The sequence below is a fragment of the Streptomyces sp. NPDC018000 genome (assembly GCF_044328025.1).
Classification (GTDB): Bacteria; Actinomycetota; Actinomycetes; order Streptomycetales; family Streptomycetaceae; genus Streptomyces.
Genome location: NZ_JBIRGM010000005.1, coordinates 349,054 through 369,093, shown reverse-complemented (window position 1 = coordinate 369,093; position 20,040 = coordinate 349,054). Strand labels below are relative to the sequence as shown.

17 protein-coding genes are annotated in these 20,040 nt (G+C 69.1%); 13 read left to right on the top strand and 4 right to left on the bottom strand.

Annotated features, from left to right (window positions below):
- Positions 1–254: 254 nt before the first annotated feature.
- Entirely contained in the window at positions 255–1,265 is a 1,011-nt protein-coding gene (locus tag ACH4EW_RS15995) for a LacI family DNA-binding transcriptional regulator (RefSeq protein ID WP_398256833.1), read from the top strand.
- A gap of 316 nt (positions 1,266–1,581) precedes the next feature.
- The gene (locus ACH4EW_RS15990) at positions 1,582–2,502 is read left to right on the top strand and encodes a ribokinase (RefSeq protein WP_398256831.1); all 921 of its coding nucleotides are present in this window, start codon (positions 1,582–1,584) and stop codon (positions 2,500–2,502) included.
- A 325-nt stretch (positions 2,503–2,827) separates the two neighbouring features.
- Here the strand turns inward: ACH4EW_RS15990 and ACH4EW_RS15985 are convergent, their stop codons facing one another.
- Positions 2,828–3,880, bottom strand: a complete 1,053-nt coding sequence (locus ACH4EW_RS15985; RefSeq protein WP_398256828.1) for a LacI family DNA-binding transcriptional regulator — start codon at positions 3,878–3,880, stop codon at positions 2,828–2,830.
- A gap of 436 nt (positions 3,881–4,316) precedes the next feature.
- Here ACH4EW_RS15985 and ACH4EW_RS15980 point away from each other — a divergent pair, with 436 nt between their 5' ends.
- From ACH4EW_RS15980 to ACH4EW_RS15970, 3 genes are all read left to right on the top strand, one after another.
- Positions 4,317–5,264 carry a nucleoside hydrolase gene (locus ACH4EW_RS15980; protein WP_398256826.1) on the top strand — a complete coding sequence of 316 codons (948 nt, stop codon included), beginning with the start codon at positions 4,317–4,319 and terminating at the stop codon, positions 5,262–5,264.
- On the top strand, positions 5,261–6,712 hold the full coding sequence (locus ACH4EW_RS15975; RefSeq protein WP_398256823.1) for an MFS transporter: 1,452 nt from the start codon (positions 5,261–5,263) through the stop codon (positions 6,710–6,712). The genes ACH4EW_RS15980 and ACH4EW_RS15975 overlap by 4 nt, the downstream gene beginning before the upstream one ends.
- Before the next feature lie 366 nt (positions 6,713–7,078).
- Positions 7,079–8,626: a flavin monoamine oxidase family protein gene (locus ACH4EW_RS15970; RefSeq protein WP_398256821.1), complete on the top strand. Its 1,548-nt coding sequence runs from the start codon at positions 7,079–7,081 to the stop codon at positions 8,624–8,626.
- Between the two features lie 195 nt (positions 8,627–8,821).
- Here the strand turns inward: ACH4EW_RS15970 and ACH4EW_RS15965 are convergent, their stop codons facing one another.
- On the bottom strand, positions 8,822–10,282 hold the full coding sequence (locus ACH4EW_RS15965) for an amino acid permease (protein WP_398256819.1): 1,461 nt from the start codon (positions 10,280–10,282) through the stop codon (positions 8,822–8,824).
- Positions 10,283–10,880: 598 nt separating this feature from the next.
- Between ACH4EW_RS15965 and ACH4EW_RS15960 the strand changes: the two genes are divergently transcribed.
- Together ACH4EW_RS15960 and ACH4EW_RS15955 are read left to right on the top strand one after the other, a co-directional pair.
- Complete coding sequence (locus ACH4EW_RS15960) at positions 10,881–11,816, top strand: RimK family alpha-L-glutamate ligase (RefSeq protein WP_398256816.1); 936 nt, start codon at positions 10,881–10,883, stop codon at positions 11,814–11,816.
- Positions 11,813–12,652: a RimK family alpha-L-glutamate ligase gene (locus ACH4EW_RS15955; RefSeq protein WP_398256814.1), complete on the top strand. Its 840-nt coding sequence runs from the start codon at positions 11,813–11,815 to the stop codon at positions 12,650–12,652. The genes ACH4EW_RS15960 and ACH4EW_RS15955 overlap by 4 nt, the downstream gene beginning before the upstream one ends.
- Before the next feature lie 48 nt (positions 12,653–12,700).
- Here ACH4EW_RS15955 and ACH4EW_RS15950 read toward each other — a convergent pair whose 3' ends face one another.
- On the bottom strand, positions 12,701–14,299 hold the full coding sequence (locus ACH4EW_RS15950; RefSeq protein ID WP_398256812.1) for a protein kinase: 1,599 nt from the start codon (positions 14,297–14,299) through the stop codon (positions 12,701–12,703).
- A 358-nt stretch (positions 14,300–14,657) separates the two neighbouring features.
- Between ACH4EW_RS15950 and ACH4EW_RS15945 the strand changes: the two genes are divergently transcribed.
- The 4 genes from ACH4EW_RS15945 to ACH4EW_RS15930 are packed head-to-tail and all read left to right on the top strand — an operon-like array spanning position 14,658 to position 18,270.
- Positions 14,658–15,260: an AAA family ATPase gene (locus tag ACH4EW_RS15945; RefSeq protein WP_398256810.1), complete on the top strand. Its 603-nt coding sequence runs from the start codon at positions 14,658–14,660 to the stop codon at positions 15,258–15,260.
- Positions 15,257–15,901: a guanylate kinase gene (locus ACH4EW_RS15940; RefSeq protein WP_398256807.1), complete on the top strand. Its 645-nt coding sequence runs from the start codon at positions 15,257–15,259 to the stop codon at positions 15,899–15,901. Before ACH4EW_RS15945 ends, ACH4EW_RS15940 begins: the two co-directional genes overlap by 4 nt.
- A gap of 51 nt (positions 15,902–15,952) precedes the next feature.
- A complete protein-coding gene (locus tag ACH4EW_RS15935; protein WP_398256804.1) occupies positions 15,953–17,413 on the top strand; it encodes a hypothetical protein in 1,461 nt (486 codons plus the stop codon).
- A 35-nt stretch (positions 17,414–17,448) separates the two neighbouring features.
- The gene (locus ACH4EW_RS15930) at positions 17,449–18,270 is read left to right on the top strand and encodes an SDR family NAD(P)-dependent oxidoreductase (protein WP_398256800.1); all 822 of its coding nucleotides are present in this window, start codon (positions 17,449–17,451) and stop codon (positions 18,268–18,270) included.
- Positions 18,271–18,300: 30 nt separating this feature from the next.
- Here the strand turns inward: ACH4EW_RS15930 and ACH4EW_RS15925 are convergent, their stop codons facing one another.
- Positions 18,301–18,771, bottom strand: coding sequence for an ATP-binding protein (locus tag ACH4EW_RS15925; RefSeq protein ID WP_398256797.1), 471 nt, complete (start codon positions 18,769–18,771; stop codon positions 18,301–18,303).
- A 111-nt stretch (positions 18,772–18,882) separates the two neighbouring features.
- Here ACH4EW_RS15925 and ACH4EW_RS15920 point away from each other — a divergent pair, with 111 nt between their 5' ends.
- Together ACH4EW_RS15920 and ACH4EW_RS15915 are read left to right on the top strand one after the other, a co-directional pair.
- The gene (locus ACH4EW_RS15920) at positions 18,883–19,755 is read left to right on the top strand and encodes a helix-turn-helix domain-containing protein (RefSeq protein ID WP_398256795.1); all 873 of its coding nucleotides are present in this window, start codon (positions 18,883–18,885) and stop codon (positions 19,753–19,755) included.
- On the top strand, positions 19,752–20,012 hold the full coding sequence (locus ACH4EW_RS15915; protein ID WP_398256792.1) for a DUF397 domain-containing protein: 261 nt from the start codon (positions 19,752–19,754) through the stop codon (positions 20,010–20,012). Before ACH4EW_RS15920 ends, ACH4EW_RS15915 begins: the two co-directional genes overlap by 4 nt.
- Positions 20,013–20,040 lie beyond the last annotated feature (28 nt).

The window sequence follows — 20,040 nt, the reverse complement described above, 5'->3', positions numbered from 1 at the left end:
AGCGCCCGGAGTTGACTCGATCACATGATCAAGGCTTCGGTAAAATCGCAGCCGTGGCCGGTGCCGCGGGTGCGGCCTGCGAAGCGCCCTCGCCCCCGCGCGGGCCGAAAGCCTTTGTCACGATCTGGTCTCGGTCGCCGGGTGGGGTCTTGCTTTCGGTCATGTAATCGATTCCAATCTTCCGTGTAATCGATTACATTTCGGTGAGCTGCTGGTTTCGAGGCCACGGGAACCGCAAGGAGGTGGTCCGGAAGATGGCGAGCATCAAGGATGTCGCGGCCGAGGCGGGAGTGTCCGTCGCCACGGTCTCCCGCGTCCTCAACAGCCATCCCTCCGTCAGCCCCGACGCGCGCACACGTGTCCTCGCCGCCGTCGAGGCCCTCGGCTACCGGCCCAACGCCGTCGCCCGTTCGCTGCGCACCGATCAGACACGCACCCTCGGCCTGGTCATCAGTGACGTACTCAACCCGTACTTCACCGAACTGGCTCGCTTCGTCGAGGAGGAGGCCCGCGCGCTCGGCTACAGCGTCATCATCGGAAACGCCGACGAACGCCCCGACCTGCAGGAACATCACATCCGTACGCTCCTCGACCGTCGGATCGACGGGCTCCTCGTCTCCCCGGCCGACGGCAGTGCTCCGTTCATGCCCGGTGCGGCGGCGGGCGGCACACCGATGGTGTTCGTCGACCGCTGGATCCAGGGCGTGGACGTGCCCGTGGTGCGTGCCGACGGCCGCGCCGCCGTCCGGGACCTCGTCGCCCACCTGCACCGCCTCGGCCACCGCAGGCTGGCGATCATCGCGGGCCCGGCCACCACGGGCGACGAACGCGTCGAGGCCTTCCGCGAGGCGATGCGCGAGCACGGACTCGCGCTGCCCGACAGCTACATCGGCCAGGGCGATTTCCGGGCGGACAGCGGACGCCGCGTCACCGAGCGCTTCCTGACGCTTCCCGAACCGCCCGAGGTCGTGTTCGCCGCCGACAACCTGATGGCACTCGGCGCGCTGGACGCGATCCGGGCGCGCGGACTGGGCGTCCCGCAGGACATCGGGCTGGCGGCTTTCGACGACATCCCGTGGTTCCTGCATACCGATCCGCCGATCACGGCGATCTCCCAGCCGACCGGCGAACTCGGTCGCGCTGCCGTGCGCGCCCTGGTCGACGTCATCGAGGGACGCCCCCCGCAGTCCGTCACCCTTCCTGCCCGCCTTGTCGTACGCAGCTCGTGCGGCGAACCCACGTCGAGCCGGAGGAACAACCCATGAGCACCCAGGGCGAGTTGCCGCGCATCGAAGGCGTACGAAAGACCACCACGCCCGAACTGAACGCCGCCGGAAGGGAGATGGTGGGGTTCGCCGTTCAAAAAACCTTTCCTCATGCAGGCGGAGGCGTGTGCCCGGGCGGAGGTGAAGGCGGCCGGAGTCGCGGCCGAAGGAACTGGGCGGACGCGGTGCGAGCCGCGGAGGGAAAGAAGGTCTATGGCATGGTGAAGGTGCCAGTTCAAAGTAGTCACCGAGAAGAATGTTGCCGACTTCTCCCGAACAGCGCCTGAGCAGCGTCCGACCTCGGAAAGCAGGAACAATGCACGTCAACGACCACCACCAGTACGACCTGCTGGTTGTGGGCTCGGCCAACGCCGACCTGGTCATCGGTGTCGAACGCCGGCCAGCGCCCGGTGAGACCGTGCTCGGTTCAGATCTTGCCGTCCACCCGGGCGGCAAGGGAGGGAACCAGGCGGTGGCCGCCGCCCGCCTCGGGGCCGTCACTGCGCTGCTGGCACGGGTCGGCGACGACGCCCACGGCCGCCTGCTGCTCGAGTCGCAGCGGGCCGCCGGAGTGGACACCGAGGGCGTCCTCGTGGGCGGGGCGCCGACCGGAGTCGCGCTGATCACCGTGGACCCCTCCGGCGACAACAGCATCGTGGTGTCGCCGGGTGCCAATGGTCGGCTGACCCCGGAGGACATCCGGGCGGCCGGACCCCTCTTCGAGGCGGCGCGGGTCGTGTCCGTTCAGCTGGAGATTCCGCTGGAGACGGTTGCCGAGGTGGCCGGTGCCATGTCCCCCGATACCCGGCTGGTTCTGAACCCGTCCCCGCCCGCACCCCTGCCCGATCACGTGCTGGCCGCCTGCGACCCCTTGGTCGTCAACGAGCACGAGGCGCGCTACATGCTGGGGGAAGGCGCCGGCGCCACACCTCAGGAGTGGGCGCGGGCACTGCTGAAGCTCGGCCCGCGGTCGGTCGTGGTCACGCTGGGTGCGGCGGGCGCGCTCGTCGCCGACGGCCGTACGGGGGATGTCGTACTCGTACCGAGCCCCAAGGTCGAGGCTGTGGACACGACGGGGGCGGGCGATGCGTTCACCGCAGCCCTGGCCTGGCGGCTCGGCCTGGGAGAGCAACTGGCCGAGGCCGCCGCGTTCGCCGTCAGGGTCGGTGCGGTGGCCGTCACCCGACAGGGCGCGCAGGAGTCCTTCCCGAGCGCGGAGGAAGTCTCCGTGCTGTGAAGAAAACGGGAATGCTCAGCCGTCATCCCGCCGCGGCGTTGACGGGATGACACACGGTGTGGCGTGCCCAGTGCCGCGACCGGCACTAGGGCGTGTTTCGAAAGTAGCGTCGTCCGCCCGCAGGGCGGGGCCGGGGGCGTCCGGTGCGTGCGATCGCAAGGCGGAGGGAGGAGAGCGCAGCGGGCTGCGCCGACGACCGACAACGCGGCGAACGTGCGTGCCAGACGCCCCCGGCCAGACGGGACTTTCGAAACACGCCCTAGTGCGTGGATGCGGGTTCGGGGCGCCTGGCCGACAGCCGGTCAGCCCCGGACGCCGACCACGGTCATGACGCCGGGTTTCCGGCAGGTTCCCGGGCCCACGCCGCGTCGGCGCCGGGCGCGGCGTCGGCCGGACCGCTGCAGTCCGTCGTGCTGGAGCCGCGGACCAAGAGTTCCGGACCGAGTCGTACCGTGCGGCTCGGGCCTGCCTTCTCTCCGGCCAGCCGCCGGTCCAGCAACCGGGCGGCCTCCGCGGCCAGTTCGGCAACGGGTTGGCGGACGGTGGTCACGCCAGGGTCGGTGAGGCTCGCCATGGGGATGTCGTCGAAGCCGGTGACGGCGACCTCGCCCGGGACGTCCACTCCCAGCTGTCGCAGTCGTTGCAGTGCACCGATGGCGATGAGGTCGTTGGCGCAGACGATGGCGTCCGGGCGGTGTGCGCGCACCCGGTTTACCGCGGCCCGTCCCCACTCGACGGAGAATTCACCGAGTTCGACACGTCCGCGCGCCTGCGGGTCCAGTGCGCCGACGCCGGACTCGTACGCGGCGCGGCGTTCGACCGCCGCCGATGCGGTGCCCGCAGCCCCGATGAAGCACGGACGGCGACGCCCCGCGGCCGCGAGATGGTCCAGCACGAGCTGTATGCCGGCGGCGTTGTCGACGACCACGGAGTCGGCGACGCCGGGGCCGCAGCCTCGGTCCAGCAGTACCAGCGGTACCCGGGCCGCTGCGGCGGTCACCGCGGCCACGCTGCGTTGCTCGTCGACCGGGACGACAAGCAGGGCGTCGACCTGCCGGGCCAGCAGGGCGTCGATCCGGGCCGCTTCGGTCATCGGGTCGTCGTCGCAGTCGGCGAGGATCACGGCACGGTCGTGGGTGTGCAGCGCGCGCGTCAGTTCCCGTACCAGAGTGGGGTAGAACGGGTTGGTGATCTGGGGCAGGACGAGGCCGATGGTGCCTGTCGAGCGGCTGCGCAACGCGCGGGCCACGTGGTTGGGCCGGTAGCCGAGACTGTCGACGGCCGCACGTACCCGCCGGGCGGTTTCCGCGCCGACCGGGCGGCTGCCGGCGAGCACCCGGGACACCGTGGCGACGGAACAGCCCGAAAGTCGAGCCACATCTCGCAGTGTTACTTCCGCCACTTCGGATCGCCTGCCCTGTTCTTCTGGTCCGGCCGCGTGAAGCGGGCGGATGCCTGTGGGGAGTTGGCAAACGTTATCACCGGCCATCCCCCGTGCCTAGGCGGCGATCCACTGTCCCAAACAGGTCACAACGTGAGATAAGACTTCACCCATTGACATCGCGGGCGTCGGTGCGCAAAGTTCTCGGAGAACGATTTCCCAGATCGTTCTCCCAATGTTTTCCTACCGCGTGATCAAGGAAGAGTGCGCGGTACCTGTCTGTTTCGCTGCCCGCCCGTGGGTCGGCGCCGCATACCGGCGTGGACCCACGGGCGGTCGGGGGACCGTACCGGCGCACTCTGTGCAGTAGCCCTGTTGCGGCGCTGGCCGAGATCCATCGCGAACCGTTCAGCTGAGCAAAGGGGCTCTTTTGATGGCCAGAAAGATCATCCTGGACTGCGATCCCGGGCATGATGACGCGATTGCCATGCTCCTCGCGTACGGGAATCCGGACGTGGATCTGGTCGCCGTGACCACCGTGGTCGGCAACCAGACGCTGGAGAAGGTGACGCGCAACGCGTTGTCCGTGGCGCGTATCGCCGGTATCACCGGGATTCCTTTCGCCGCGGGAAGCCCGCGGCCGCTGGTGCGGACCATCGAGACGGCGCCGGACATCCACGGCGAGTCGGGACTCGACGGCCCGGTGCTGCCCGAACCGACCCTCGAGCTGGACCGCCGCCACGCCGTGGACCTCATCATCGACACGGTGATGTCCCACGAGCCGGGCGAGATCACCATCGTCCCCACGGCCGGCCTGACCAACATCGCGCTCGCCGTACGCAAGGAGCCGCGCATCGCCTCCCGCGTCCGCGAGGTCGTGCTGATGGGCGGCGGTTACCACGAGGGCAACTGGAGCCCGGTCGCCGAGTTCAACATCATCATCGACCCGGAGGCCGCGCACATCGTCTTCAACGAGAGCTGGCCGGTCACCATGGTGGGTCTCGACCTGACCCACCAGGCGCTCGCGACCCCGGAGGTGCGCAAGAAGATTGCCGCGGTCGGCACCAAGCCCGCCGCGTTCGTGGGCGAGCTGCTCGACTTCTTCGGCGCCACCTACCTCGAAGCACAGGGCTTCGAGCACCCTCCGGTGCATGACCCGTGCGCCGTCGCCTACGTCATCGACCCGAGCGTCATGACGGTGCGCAAGGCCCCGGTGGACATCGAGCTCACCGGCGGGCTGACCCTCGGCATGACCGTGACCGACTTCCGGGCGCCCGCCCCGCCCGACTGCCACACCCAGGTCGCCGTCAAGCTCGACCACGAGCGCTTCTGGGACCTCGTCGTGGACGCCCTGACGCGGATCGGTGACGTCGCCGAATGAACGTCTCCACCAGTACCAAATCCGTCCCGGACGGGCCGACGCCGGTCACCGACCGGCGTCCGGTCCGAGTGGGCGTGCTGCTCGCCGCGCTCCTCATGGCGTGCTTCGCCTTCCAGCTGAACGCCAGCATGCTCAGCCCGGCCCTGAAGAGCATGGAGGACAGCCTGGGCGCCACTTCGGCCGAGATCGGGCTCACCCAGACCGCGTTCTTCACCTCCGCGGCCCTGTTCTCGCTGTTCCTGCCGAGGCTGGGCGACATCATCGGCCGCCGCCGGGTGCTGGTCGCGATGATGGTGCTCATGGCGATCGGCTGCGTGGTCTCCGCGCTGGCACAGAACGTGCCGATGCTGCTCGTCGGCCGCATCATCCAGGGCGTGTCCGGGCCCACGGTGCCGCTGTGCCTGATCATGCTGCGGGTCGAGGTCACCGAGCCGAAGAAGTACGGCACCCTGCTGGGCGTGATCACCGCCGTCAACGGTGGTATCGCCGGGGTCGACTCCCTCGTCGGCGGGTTCCTCGCCGACAAGCACGGCTTCGCCTCGGTGTTCTGGGTCATGGCCGTGGTGGCGGCGCTCGCCGCGGTCCTGGTCGCCGTCATGACGCCGGAGTCCAAGGCGGACACCGCGTCCCGGATGGACTGGCCCGGCGTCACACTGCTGGTCATCTCCGTCGGAGCACTGCTGATCGCGCTGAACGAGGCCGGAAAGCTTGACGCCGCGAACTGGCCGCTCGTCGCCGTCCTTGCCGTCGTGGCCGCGATCGCCTTCGCCCTGTTCTGGCGGACCGAGGGCAGGAGCGGGCACCCGCTGGTCGCCACCCGGCACCTGCGACAGCGCGCGACCTGGGCGACGCTGCTGACCACCGTGCTCACCATGACCGGCGTGTTCGCCGTCATGAACGGGCTGATCCCGGCGTTCGCCCAGGACGCACACGCCGGGCTCGGCATGTCCGCAGAAGAGTCCGCTTGGTGGACGCTCACGCCGTACGCGTTGGCCGGGCTTGCCATGGGTCCCATCGCCGGCCGGCTCGCCGCCGGCTTCGGTTACCGCCGTATCCTGCGTCTGGGCCTGATCGGCGCGGCCGCCTCGGTCGTCCTGATGATCCTCACCCTGGGCGAGCAGTCGCGTGCCCTGCTGCTCGTGGCCTCGCTACTGGTCGGCATCACCTACGCGGGCGTGGGCAACATCGTGCTCAACGGCCTTGGCATCGTGCTGTCCCCGCGCGAGAACCCCGGATTCCTGCCCGGGCTGAACGCCGGTGCGTTCAACCTCGGGGCCGGGCTCAGTTTCGCGGCGCTCTACGCGGTCCAGACGGCCTTCCAGCCCTCCGACCCGGCATCGACCGACGGCTATGTCGCCGGCATGATCGCGGGCGTGGTCCTGCTGGGCCTCGCCACCGTGGCGTCCTTCCTGATCCCCAAGCCAGTGGCGGCGGAAGACGGAACCTGACGGCTGCGGCTGCCCCGGCATGACACTGTCGACGCCGGGGCAGCGGGATCAGCTCGGCCTCAGGCAGATGCCCGGAAGCACCGGAAGGCGGCGCCACCATGCGAATCGGTGGTGCCGCCTTCTGCTGCCGGTAAGCACTGGGGGGATACTTCGGCCGCCCGTGCCACATCGACAATTCGTACGCGTGTCATGTCTCGGGGGACAGGAACCGGCTGTGGGGAAACCAATCCCTCCGTGACGATCTCCGAAATTCGTGTCCGGGGACGGGTGCGGCATCGGATTCCGTCGGATCACCGCCGTTGTGGTGAACATGTTTACCGCGAACGATGTGGCTCACCCAACGTTCCTCGATCCCCGGGAGTCTCCATGCCTACTGGCGGCACACCATGGATGCGGACAGTACGCGCCCTGCGCGCCGAAGCTCAGGAGGCGGTGCCTGTCGCCCCGGCCGACTCCCCGACCCGTCGGGGAGTGCTGCGCGGCGCGCTTGCCGCAGGCGGCGCACTGGCCGCTACCGCCATGCTCCCGGCGAGCGCCGAGGCGATGGGGCGGCAGACCCCCCACGATGCACGGATCGTCGTGGTCGGCGCCGGCCTCGCCGGGCTGACCTGCGCCTACCGGCTCGCCCAACAGGGCGTCAGGGTCCGGCTGTTCGAGGCCCGCGACGGGCGGGTGGGCGGCCGGTGCTGGTCGGCGCGCGGCTTCGCAAGCGGCCAGGTCGCGGAGCACGGCGGTGAGTTCATCGACACCAGGCACGTGCACATCCGCAAGCTCGCCACCGAACTCGGCCTCTCCCTCGATGACCGCGAGGCCGCCGAACCGGACGGCGACGGGGTGCTCTACCTGCAGGGTGTGCGGGCGGTGCGGGACGTCTACCGCGACATGCCCGTGGTGCAGCGACGGATCGAGGCCGATGCCAAGCGGATCGGGAGCTATACCGCCGCCCAGGCTTCCCGGGCAGCCCGGGCGTTCGACGAGATGTCCATGCGCGACTGGCTGGACGCCAACGTGCCCGGCGGATCCTCCTCCCTGCTCGCCTCCGCCATCGGTATGAGCGCGGCGGGCTTCTTCGGCAGCGACCCCGAAGACCTCAGCGCCATCAACCTCATCGAGCAGTACGTTGCCCCCGACCCCGGCGCCGACGACCGGTACCACACCCGGGGAGGAAACGACCTGATCCCCAACCAGCTCGCGGCCCGGCTGCCGAAGGGCACAGTGCGCTTCGACGCCCCGCTGCTGGCCGTCCGAAAGCGCGGCACGGTGTATGAGCTGAAGTTCTCCGGTACCCCCAAGCCCGTCGTCGCCGACCGTGTGGTGTTCGCCCTGCCGTTCACCGCGCTGCGCCGCACCGACCTGACCGCGTCCGGGCTCAGCACACGCAAGCGGGACGCGATCGAGCACCACGGCATGGGCACCAACGCCAAGCTGCTGCTGCAGTTCCGCGAGCGGTTCGCCCGGCACGGCTGGAGCGGCTCCCTCCAGTGCGATGTCCCGCAGCGGGGCAGCTGGGACAGCTCCGCGACCCAGGGTGGCCCGGAAGGGCTGCTGACCATCTTCAACGGCGGCCACGCCGGGGCGAGCTACCCGGCGGCGCAGGCCCATGGCACTGCACCGGCGTACGTGGTCAAGGAGGCGCTGGAGTTCATCGACCGGCTGGTGCCGGGCATGGCCGGCGCATACAACGGGCGTTCCTGGCTGGACTCGTGGGTGGACGACCCGTGGACGCACGGCTCGTACGCCTCCTTCGCACCCGGCCAGTACACCAAGTACTGGGGCTGTTCCGGGATTGCGGAAGGTGCCCTCCACTTCGCCGGCGAGCACACCAGCACCCACAGCCAGGGCTACCTCAACGGCGGCGTCGAGAGCGGGGAGCGTGCGGCGCGGGAGGTACTGGCCGCGCTGCGTCAGCGGTAGGCGCCCGCATGGTCGAGGAATGACGCCAGGCATCGGCCGAGGCGTCCGGGACCGGTCCAGGGCCGCGCCGCGCAACCACCCGACCGGGACGAAAGTCCCGGCACAGCGCGTTGAAGCAGGAAGCCCCCGGAGGGGTCGAACGACCCAGGCCGGAATCCCTGGACTTTAGGCCAGGGAGCACGTCAACGAGCGAGGTCAGGCATCCTGGCGCTCCCGCGCAAGATCGTTCACCCGTCCACGGACGACGAACCAGCCACCCACCAGCGCCGCCGCGATCAGCGGCAGGCACAGCACGGTCGTACGGCCCACTCCGCCGCCCCACCACATCAGGAACACGACACCGGCGAGGAACGCCAGGGTGACGATCTGCGTGTACGGGGCCCAGGGCAGCCGGTACGAGGGGCGGGTGACCCTGCCGTCCTGTGAGCGGCGCCAGAACAGCAGCGAGCAGAGCATGATCATGCCCCAGGTGCCGAGGATGCCGATCGACGCGAAGTTGAGGACGATCTCGAACGCCTGGCCCGGCATGACGTAATTGAGCACGACGCCGAGTACACCGAAACCTGCGGTCAGCAGGATGCCGCCGTAGGGCACCTGGCCCTTGTTCATCCGGCCGGTGAACCTGGGCGCGGAGCCCGCCAGCGCCATGGAGCGCAGGATGCGCCCGGTGGAGTACAGACCGGAGTTCAGGCTGGACAGCGCCGCGGTCAGCACGACCAGGTTCATCACACCCGCCGCGCCCGGAACACCGAGCTTGTCCATGACGGTGACGAAGGGGCTCTGGTCCGCCGAGTACGAGGTGTACGGCAGCAGGAGGGCCAGCAGTACCACCGAACCGACGTAGAAGAGGCCGACGCGCCACATGATCGAGTTGATCGCCCTGGGCATGATCTTCTCGGGGTTCTCCGTCTCACCCGCGGCGACGCCGCACAGCTCGACGGAGGCGTACGCGAACACGACACCCTGGATCATCATCAGCATCGGGAGCATGCCGGTGGGGAAGATGCCGCCGTTGTCGGTGATGGTGGAGATGCCCGGGGTGTGACCGTCCACCGGGTGCTGGGTGACCACCAGGAAGATGCCGATGAGCATGAAGGCCACCAGGGCGGAGACCTTGATGATCGCGAACCAGAACTCCATCTCACCGAAGTACTTCACAGAGATGAGGTTGGCGGTGAGGACGACGGCGAGGGCGATCAGCGCGAGGATCCACTGCGGAATGTCGCTGAACATCGACCAGAAGTGGGCGTAGGTGGCGGCCGCGGTGATGTCGGCGACGGCGGTGGTCGACCAGTTCAGGAAGTACAGCCAGCCGGCCGCGAAGGCGCCCTTCTCGCCCATGAACTCGCGGGCGTACGAGACGAAGGCGCCGGAGGACGGCCGATACAGGACCAGCTCGCCGAGCGCGCGGACCACGAAGAAGGCGAAGACACCGCAGACCGCGTAGGCAACGGCGAGTGAGGGACCCGCTCCGGCCAGTCGCCCGCCCGCGCCCAGGAACAGGCCGGTGCCGATTGCGCCGCCGATGGCGATCATGTTGATGTGACGGGACTTGAGGTCCTTGCTGTAACCGGCATCGCCGGCGTCCCGGTGGAGGGAGCCCGTCGCCGGTGGGGCGGCGGCGAGCGTATCGGCCGCAGTGGTGCGGTCACTCATGGAGGAGATTTGCCTTTGTGAGGGGAAGGTGGGCGGTCCCGGCCGTGGCCGGCCAGGGAGTCGTCACCGTGGCACGGCTCAAATGCACATCATCCGGGATTTTTTTGATTCTGGCAGTGCTCCACATCACTCAGGGACGAATTTGAGGTACGTCAGAAGTTACGCGTCGGTAGGCAAAGGAAATTTCCTGATGCAAAGGTGCAGCGTAGACGCCGGTCACTGCGGGGCCTGCGCGCGCCGTCCTGCCGGGCGGTCGGCCGGGCCGACCGGCAGGACGGCATGTACACATCGCGGCGGATCACGATCATCAGCGCTCTGACGCACGGGTCCGTGCCGTAGTGCCTCAGGGACGGGCCCGTACTTCCGTGCTCCCGTACTCCGTGACCCCCATGACGGACTCGGCCGGTGCAAGGCCATCCACTCCGCCGCCGCGCCCGACGGAGACCTGTTTGTATGAGAGAACGCATCATCAGTAACACCCGGCCGACGTTGCTTTGGGGCGAGCATGACGTAGCGTTGCCCTTTTGGCGGTGTTCGGAAGAGCATCGCAAGGGATCGTCGTGCCCGCATCAGCGATGGGGCACCGAGGGGTATTGGGATGAAGCTCTGCTTCCTCGTCGAAGAGCTGTACCGGAATGACGGCATGCCGCTTGACGTGGCCCGACGACTGTCGTCGTGGGGGCACCAGGTGGACGTGGTGCGCCCCGGCGGCTCGCTGCTGCGGATTTCGGAAGAGGTGCGGGCGGGGACCCATGACGCCTGGGTACTCAAGACCGTGTCCGGCGGCCCCGGGCTCACCCTTCTGGAGGCCGCGGCGGCCGTGGGCCTGACCACGGTCAACGATGCGCGGTCGATCCGCGCGGTGCGCGACAAGGTCTTCACATCGATCATCGCGCGCCAGCACGGGCTACCGGTTCCGGTGACCTATTCGGCACCCAGGGCCACGCTGTTCGCGGATGTCCCCGACGAGCTCTTCCCTCTGGTGGTCAAGCCCGCCGATGGCAGCTCGGGGCGCGGGGTGCGGCTCGTGCCGGACCCCGGGCGCCTGGCGGAGACGGAGCAGGCGGGGGAAGGCCAGCTGATCGCGCAGCCCTACGTGCCCAATCCCGGTTCCGACCTGAAGGTCTACTGTCTCGCCGGCGAGTTCCACGCGACCTTGCGACGCTCCCCGATCCACCCGGACGGGCAGGTCGAGGAGGGAGCCGTCCCCGTGCCCGCCGAGGTGGCCGCAGTGGCGGCGAAGGTGGGAGCGGTCTTCGGTCTCGATCTGTACGGTATCGACGTGGTGCTCGGCCCCGACGGTCCCGTGATCGTCGACATCAATGATTTCCCGAGCTTCCGTCAGGTTCCCGATGCCGTATCCCGGTTGGCAGGAGCCGTCCTCGACCTGGCCAGGGCGGGCGGCAGCGCCAGGACGGGCGTACTCGCCCCGGCTCCGCACATTCCGTCCCAGTCGCTGATCCCCGACGGTCGGCCTCGCCCGCACCCCGAAGCGGACATGCTGGCGGCCGCACCGGGAGTCGCCCAGATATGAGGGTGTGTCTGCTGACCGACAAACCGGATCATCCGCTGCTTGCCGCCGCTGCTTCCGCGCTGATCGAGGCGGAGCACCAGGTGACGTTCCTGAACCCGGACACCGGGACCGGATCCCCGTCGGAACTGGTGGCCCCGGACGACCTCGCGGACGTCTACCTCCTCAAGGCCCATAACCCCCGGGCACTGGAGCTTGCCCGTCTCCTCGAAGCGCAAGGTGCCCGGGTGGTGAACTCCGCCGCTGCGACGGAGCTGTGCCAGGACAGGAGCCGGATCGCCGCCGTGGCCGAAGGCGCCGGTCTGCCGATGCCCCGGACCAGGACCCTGGACACGCTGTCCGAGGCCCTCCCCGGAGCGGAGCGGCCGGAGAACGCCTACCCACTCATGGTGAAGAGCCGCCACAACCGGCGCGCAGACCTTGTCGCCCGGGTGGACGGCCCGGCCGAGCTCCGGGACCTTGCCGCGAAGTGGCCCGACGAGCCTGTCGTCATACAGGAGTTCGTCGCGAACAGCGGCTGGGACCACAAGCTGTGGGTGATCGCGGGAGAAGTGTTCGCGGGGGTACGCCCCGCACCGGTGGCCACCCCGCCGGACGGCGCCCGGTCCGCGCCTCTGGTCCGTGACCTGCCGCGGGCCTGGACCGAAACAGCCCTCCACGCGGGCGAGGTCTTCGGCCTGGACGTCTACGGTGTCGACCTGCTGGACCGCGAGGGGGCGCCCGTCGTCGTCGACGTCAACGCCTTCCCGGGCATCCGCGGACCGAAGGGCGCTCCGGCGGCGCTGGCGGCCCTGGCGCTGAAACGCCCCGGTTTCGCTCCACCCGCCTACGAGGCCTGATGCACCCCGGCCTCCACCAGGAACTCGCTCGGCGTGCCCGACCACGAGTCAGGTGGCCGGCCCGTCGAGGTCGAGGCCGATCAGCGCCAACGCCTCGCCGACCTCCGTGGTCATCTCGTCGCCGGGCCCGAAGACCAGACACAGGTCGTCGTGCAGTGGCCGAAGAATCCGATGGGCCTCGGCCGCCTGCCCCTGGGCGAGCAGCAGCATCCCGATGTCGCGGCGCAGCTCGACGGCTTCCTCGCTGAGGTCGCTGTCGACGGTCCGCACGACGTCGAGGAGACCACGCAGCGCGGCGAGCGCGTCGGTGACCTGGCCGAGCTCGGCGCGGCACCGCGCGGCCTGGGCACGGCAGGCGCGCGCCGACTCGCCGGTGGGGCCGCCGGTGCGCGCGTACGCGTCCGCCAGGGCGTCGAACTCGGGCAGCGCAGCCCGGTAGTCACCGCCGAGCAACTGGATCGCGGCCCGCCGGGTCCGCAGCTCCAGGACCTTCCGGCTCTCCGCGCCGAGCGCGCGTGCGGCCGGTTCGATGATCTCCGCGAGTACCTCGGCGGCCTGCGCGAACCGCTCCTCGTCCAGGAGCGCGTCGGAGTGCGCGTACGCCTCGTCGATCTCCGCACGCAACTGCGCGGGTACGGGTACGGGACCGGGCGCGGCCTGCCCGCCGTTCGGATCGACTGCCGCGGGAGCGGACCGGGCCACCCCCGCACGGGCGCGCGGCGCGTACGGGTGGCGGAAGATCCCCGTCGGGTCCGGCGCCCCCGACGGTCCCGCCTCCCCGGGCGCGGGCTTCACGCCGGGCGGCGGCAGGAACGGCCGCAGCCGCTCGTACACCTCCTGCACGTCGGCGGGCCGCGCCTCCGGCGCCTTGAGCAGCAGATGCAGGACGAGGTCCTCCAGCTCCTTCGGCACGTCCGGGCGCAGTACCCGCAGCGGGGTGGGGGCGGCGTTCACGTGCTGGTGCATCACCATGTACTCGCTGTCCGCCGTGAACAGCAGGCGTCCGCTGAGCAGTTCGTGCAGCACACAGCCCAGCGCGTACAGGTCGGTCTGCGGGGTGGTCCGCCCGCCGCGTACCTGCTCGGGCGCCATGTACTGATAGGTGCCTATGGGGCTGCCGGTCGCGGTCAGCTTGGTGACATCGGTCCGCAGGATCGCCGCGATCCCGAAGTCGAGGACCTTCACCGTCCCGTCCCGGGCGACCAGGACGTTGCTGGGCTTGAGGTCGCGGTGGATCACCGGCACCTCGTGCGCGTACGACAGCACGGTGGCGACCTGCGCCGCCACTGCCACCGCCCAACTGACCGGAAGCAGCCGCTCCGGGTGGATGTACGCGGACAGCGACACCCCGTCCACCAGCTCCATGACCAGGAACAGCCGCTCGTACGTGTCGTCGAGCACCGCGTCGTACACCTGCGGCACGCCCGGGTGCTGGATCCGTGCGGTGATACGGGCCTCACGGCGGAACCGCTTGGCGAACTCCTCCGCCAGCTGCGGCGATCCGACGACGGCCTGCTGCCGGATCAGCTTCACGGCGACGGGCCGGTCGAGCACGGCGTCGTAGCCGCGCCACACGTCCCCCATGCCGCCGTTGTCGAGCGGCTCCAGAAGCTCGTACCGACCGGCGATCGGCTGCTGCTGCGGCACATTGCCCCCGTGTGTGCGTGCGCCGGCCGGGGCGCGCTGTCGCACCGGCTTTCGGCGTGGTGGAGGGCAAGTGTCTCTGGTGGGGCGATCTTCAGTCCAGCGGCGGCGGCGCGGAGGAGTCCGGGGGACCTCTTTCCGGTCACGACGGTTGCGCTCCTTCCGCAAGAGGCTGGAGCTCAACTGCCGGGGCGGCCCCGGCAACCTGCGATGTTCGCGACGGCCTGCTGAGGTCGGCGACGATCAGCGTCAGGGCGTCGTGCGCGTGGCGGCATCGATATGCGGGGGGTTCGATCACCACAATCTCCATCCGCCTTTAAGCTGAGCCCAGTTGTTCAAAGTCGTCTCGGGGGTGGACAGAGTGACCACTGCGTTAGGTACGAGCACCATCACCCTTGCTCTCGTCGCCGGGTATGCCGGTTCGGGCAAGTCCGAGGCCGGCAAGCTGCTGGCGGCGGCGACCGGGTGGGCCATGCTCGACAAGGACACCATCAGCCGTCCGATGACCGAGCGGCTGCTGCAGGCGCTGGGCGGTGACCCGGACGACCGCCACAGCCCCGTCTACCTGGAGCACGCCAGGCCGCTGGAGTACGCGTGCCTGATGAAGGCCGTCTGGGAGAACCTCGAGTGCGGTACGTCGGTGGTCGCCGTCGCGCCCTTCCTGGCCGAGGCTTCCGACGCACAGTGGATGTCACGCGTGGCACGCCGTTGCGGCAGGACGGGGGCGCGCTTCGAGACGCTGTGGGTGGACAGCGACCTGGAGTCGATGCGTGACCGGCTGATCTCGCGGAATGCCTCACGCGACACGTGGAAGCTGACGCACTGGCCGACGTACACGAGCGGCATCGATGTGGGTCTGAGGCCGGTGACATCTCACCACCTGATCGACAACCGCATTGGCGCCTCACGTCCTCTGGCCGAGCAGGTCGAGACCATCGCGCAACGGCTTGTGGGGGGCTCGTGAGCGCAGTCGTCCTGTACGGGCCGCCCACCGCCGGCAAGGACACGGTGACGGCAGCCCTCTGCTCCGCCGACCCACGGTTCCAGTTGGTCACCAAGCTCAAGCACGGCACGGGCCGCTCAGCCGGATACCGGTTCGTCACCGCCGAGGAACTCGACGACCTGCGCCGCAGGGACAGAATCGTCGTGGAAACCCCCCGCTACGGCAACATCTATGCCGTCGACCGCCTCTCCCTCACCCAGCCGCAAGAGCAGGGCCTGGTCCCGGTCACGCACATCGGCAACGTCACCGACATGCGCACCCTGCTGAACCGGACTCTGGCGACCTCATGGCTGCGCGTCCTCCTCTGGGTGCCGAGGAACGTGTGCGAGGAACGGTCCGGCGAACGGGGAGACACCGACACGCCGAAGCGGCTCGCCGCCTGGGACGAGACAGCACAGGACGTACTCGGCTCCGATGTACGTGATCTGTTCGATCTGGTGGTACGCACGGACCGTACAGATCCGGCGGCGGCGGCCAAGCAGATCGCCTACTCGCTTGTCGAGCCACCGGACGCCGTCAGCAGAGAAGACCTGCTCGCGGCTCTTGGACTTGATCCGGGCGGCCACGGCTCCCACCGGAGCGCGAGCACGCGCCGGGCTTGAGTGCCTTGACGCACACGCACAGCAACATCAACGGCCACAAGCAGCAGGGGGATGCCGGTGGGAGTTGTACGGACACTCGAGGACCTGGCGAGAATCGGTCGCCAGCGCACGGTCAGCGACCGCAGTGTGCACCTGCGCCAGGACGAGGTCACCACCGACCTTCTCCTTGACACTGTCTCGGCCGACCGCGTCTCGTTCGACCGTGTGAGCATCGACGGGGCGCTGACCGTGCGGTCCTGCCACATCGACGAACTGGTCGTCGACCACGTGGAAGCGGACGCGCTCCTGGTGGTCAATTCCCGGATCGGCCGCCTGACGATCCGTAACGCATCGATGGGCTGCGAGGTCACGATCATCGACACCTCGCTGGACTTCCTCGCCCTGCACTCGTGCGCCACCACCCGGCTGGAGCGCCTTCGAGTGGAGGAACTCGTACAGATCAACGCCCTGCGTGGGCCGGTCCAGATCAGTAACACGCGCGTGTCCTCGCTTGTGGTCCGCAGCCAGGCCACAGGCGGTCGCCTGGGGCGACCGCGCTTGGTGGTCCGGGGGCTGCGCGCCCGTGAAGACATGACGTTCGACGACCTCTGGCTGTCCGCACTCGATCTCGACGAGGTCGAGACACCCGAACTCACCCTGCGGCGCGTGCGACTGGATGAACCGCTACGAGCGAACGGGCTGCGGTGCAGCGAGACGGTGCGAGTGAACGGACTGGTGATTCCCTCCGGGGACAGCACGATCAGCAACAGCACAGTCCGAGGGCCCGTGGAGGTACGCAACCTCGGTCTGTGCGAGAGCGCGCGCAGCGAGCAGAACGACCCGACTGCCCGTCTCACCTTCCACAACACCAATGTAGCGTCCCTGAGTTCGGAGTCTCAGGATTCCTCGGTGATCAGCCTGCACAGCTCCTCGGTGACAGGCACACTCGGTCTTCCGTCCGGCAGCTCCCGGTACAGCCTCGACGAATCCTCCAGCGTCGGTGACATGGAGCTCGCCGGCCAGGTCTTCCGCAACGGCCGCCAGATCACCTCGTTCCTGGAGCGTTCCTTCACCGAAGTGACCACTGTGGCACTGGAGTCCGTACGGTCCGCACTGGCCAGAAGGAACCGGAACAGGGAGGTCGACGAGCTCTACTACCTGGCGCGGCAGCGCGAGGCGACCACTCTGCCGCCTCTACGGCGTGCCATCGGCCGAGGCATCCTCGGCGGCATCCTCGGCTGGGGAGTACGTGCGCGGAACCCGGCGCGTGTACTGGCGGCGGGGGTTTTCCTGACGGGCGTCGTGCTCCATCTGGCGGGCGCGGTGCGCGAACCGAGTCGCGGGCTGTTGGATGTGACCGCTGCGGGAAAGTCCTTCGTCCTGGCCCTCGCGCTGTGGCTGAATGTCGGTACCGGCATGCCATCGGAGCTCAAGACGGCCGAATGGTCTGCACTGGCGGTTTCGTTCACGGCCGCGGGAATGCTGTTCACCACACTCATCGTAGGCATCGTCATCCGCAAGCTGGTGCGCTGAAGGTCTGTTGGCGACAGGCTGGCACAGTGGCATCCATGAAAGAGCGTGAAGAGTCCGAAGAGCGGGTGGCGACGCCGCCGACGGTCACGTACGGGCTGCGGGGCAAGTCGTTCCTGGTGACTGGCGGCAGCAGGGGACTGGGGTACGCGGTCACCCGCCGCCTCGCAGCCGAGGGGGCGTCCATCGCGATATGCGGCCGTGATGCCGACACCCTTGCCCGGACCTCCTGCGAACTGCGCAGGGAATTCGACGCCCAAGTCGTCACGGGCGCTGTGGACGTCCTGGCCCCGGACGAGCTGGAGGACTTCACGCGGCATGCCGGACGGGAACTCGGCGGCCTGGACGGCCTGGTCGCCAACATCGGCGGCAAGCGAGGCGGCGGGCTCCTCGACTCGACCCGCGAGGACTGGCAGGCGACCTGGGAGCTGAACGGCGGTCACGCCGTGCGTACCGTACGATCGGCGCTGGACAGCCTGTGTCCCGGGAGCTCGGTGGTGATCGTCGCCTCCATTTCCGGCTGGAAGCCCCGCTTTCCCGCCCAGTACGGGGCGGCCAAGGCGTCCGAGATCTACCTGGCCGGCGCCCTGTGCCAGGAACTCGCCCCCTACGGTGTCCGGGTCAACACAGTCAGCCCCGGCTCGATCCTCCTTCCGGGCAAGAGCTGGGACCGCCTGCGTCGGCGTGACCCAGCGACGTACGAGGCCTACGCGGAACGCAACCCCAACGGACGCCTGCTGAATGCCGATGAAGTCGCCCGGGTCATCGCCTTCCTCCTCTCCCCGGCCTCTAGCGCCGTGAACGGCGCCCACATCCCGGTCGACGGTGGCCAGCCGCAGGCGGGGCTCGGGAGGGCTTAGCCGAGTGAACGGCCGGCTGCGGCGCCGGGCCTACGTCGTTCCCACTTCCAGCACGGCCCAGACCGTCTTGCCGGGGCCGTCCGCGCAGGGGTACCAGCCCCAGCGGTCCGTGAGCGCCGCGACCAGGAGCAGGCCGCGGCCTCCGTCTCCGTCCAGGGCGTCCGACGGTTCGACGAGGGTGGGGACCTTCTCGCCCCGGGTGTCGGTGACCTCGACGCGCAAGGTCGTTCCCTCGGCGGACAGGCACAGGCGGAAGTCGCGGCCGGGCACGCGGCCGTGGCTCACGGCGTTCGCGCTCAGCTCCGCGACGATCAGCGTCAGTGTGTGGTGTGCGTCGCTGCCGTACGGGATGCCCCAGGCGTCGAGCCGTTCGCCGGCCAGGCGGCGGGCGAGACGGGCGCCGCGCGGCGTGGAGCTGAACCGCATCGAGAAGTGCTGCCAGGGGAAACCGGGTTGGGCGGTGCGGGTGGGGCGCACGGGGAGTGGCGGATTGCTGGTCATGGCTCCACGTTGCCGTTTGGTGGCGTAGCGTGACCAGGGGTGACGCGCCGTCGCGGGCTGGCTGTACGTGGCGTGCGTCCGGCTTGTACGTACGTGGGACAGGCGGTGGCGATGACGCAGGACGAGACAGGTGCGGGTACGGGGACGGATGGCGGCTCCGAGTTCGGGCAGCGGCCGGAGGACGAACCGGGTTCGGGCGTGATGACCGCGTTCGGGCGGCAGTTGAAGCTGCTACGGATGCGGGCCGGGCTGGACCGAACGGAGTTCGGGAACCGGGTGGGGTACGCGGCGCAGTCCGTCGCGTCGTTCGAGCAGGGGCGGAGGATCCCGCAGCCCGAGTTCATCGACAACGCAGACGCGGTGCTGGACGCCGGGGGCTTGTTGATTGCGTTGAAGAAGGAGGTTGCGCGGGCACAGTATCCGCCGTTCTTCCGGGGCGCAGCACGGTTGGAGGCGCAGGCGGTGGAGCTGTGCGCGTACGACACGCACATGGTCAAGGGCCTGTTGCAGACGGAGGAGTACATGCGGGCGGTGCTCGCCATGCGTCGCCCGCTGCTGGACGAGGAAACCATCGAACTGCGAGTGGCTGCACGCCTGGCGAGGCAAGAGATCTTCAGTCGCTGGCCTGCTCCTCTGCTGAGCTTTGTGATGGAGGAGTCAGTCCTTCGAAGGCCGCTCGGAGGCAGGGACGTTCTACGAGGGCAGCTTGAACAACTCCTTTTGCTCGGCCGGAACCGCAACGTAGAGATCCAAGTGATGCCGCTCGACCGAGAGGACAACGCGGGCGTGGACGGGCCGTACACCGTGATCACCCGCAAAGGCGGGGAACAGTTCGTGTACATGGAGGTCCAGGGGCGCAGCAACCTGCTGACTGATCGGGACGAGACACGGCTGGCCGCAGCGCGCTATGGGATTATCCGGAGTCAGGCTCTCACTCCGCGAGAGACTCTGGGATTCATCGAGAAGTTGCTGGGAGATCTATGAACACCACCGACGCTCCTGCCATGCGGGAGCTGGCTTGGTTCAAGAGCAGCTACAGCGGGGCTGAAGGCGGCCAGTGCGTGGAGGTCGCCTGGCGCAAGAGCAGCTACAGCGGTGCAGAGGGGGGCGACTGCGTAGAGGTTGCTGCCGCAGCCACTCATGTGCACATTCGTGACTCGAAGCAGGTCAGTGGTCCCACGCTGACCGTGCGACCCGAGGCGTGGGCAGGGCTGGTAGAGCTGGTCCGGGCCACCGGCTGAGGTCCTGAGCCAGCAGGAGGGTCCCGCC

What these genes read in the sequence shown, in the direction of transcription:
- ACH4EW_RS15995 (WP_398256833.1), top strand. Translation starts at nt 255, where the DNA reads ATGGCGAGCATCAAGGATGTCGCGGCCGAGGCGGGAGTGTCCGTCGCC.
- ACH4EW_RS15990 (WP_398256831.1), top strand. Translation starts at nt 1,582, where the DNA reads ATGCACGTCAACGACCACCACCAGTACGACCTGCTGGTTGTGGGCTCG.
- ACH4EW_RS15980 (WP_398256826.1), top strand. Translation starts at nt 4,317, where the DNA reads ATGGCCAGAAAGATCATCCTGGACTGCGATCCCGGGCATGATGACGCG.
- ACH4EW_RS15975 (WP_398256823.1), top strand. Translation starts at nt 5,261, where the DNA reads ATGAACGTCTCCACCAGTACCAAATCCGTCCCGGACGGGCCGACGCCG.
- ACH4EW_RS15970 (WP_398256821.1), top strand. Translation starts at nt 7,079, where the DNA reads ATGCCTACTGGCGGCACACCATGGATGCGGACAGTACGCGCCCTGCGC.
- ACH4EW_RS15965 (WP_398256819.1), bottom strand. Translation starts at nt 10,282, where the DNA reads ATGAGTGACCGCACCACTGCGGCCGATACGCTCGCCGCCGCCCCACCG.
- ACH4EW_RS15960 (WP_398256816.1), top strand. Translation starts at nt 10,881, where the DNA reads ATGAAGCTCTGCTTCCTCGTCGAAGAGCTGTACCGGAATGACGGCATG.
- ACH4EW_RS15955 (WP_398256814.1), top strand. Translation starts at nt 11,813, where the DNA reads ATGAGGGTGTGTCTGCTGACCGACAAACCGGATCATCCGCTGCTTGCC.
- ACH4EW_RS15935 (WP_398256804.1), top strand. Translation starts at nt 15,953, where the DNA reads ATGCCGGTGGGAGTTGTACGGACACTCGAGGACCTGGCGAGAATCGGT.
- ACH4EW_RS15930 (WP_398256800.1), top strand. Translation starts at nt 17,449, where the DNA reads ATGAAAGAGCGTGAAGAGTCCGAAGAGCGGGTGGCGACGCCGCCGACG.
- ACH4EW_RS15925 (WP_398256797.1), bottom strand. Translation starts at nt 18,771, where the DNA reads ATGACCAGCAATCCGCCACTCCCCGTGCGCCCCACCCGCACCGCCCAA.
- ACH4EW_RS15920 (WP_398256795.1), top strand. Translation starts at nt 18,883, where the DNA reads ATGACGCAGGACGAGACAGGTGCGGGTACGGGGACGGATGGCGGCTCC.
- ACH4EW_RS15915 (WP_398256792.1), top strand. Translation starts at nt 19,752, where the DNA reads ATGAACACCACCGACGCTCCTGCCATGCGGGAGCTGGCTTGGTTCAAG.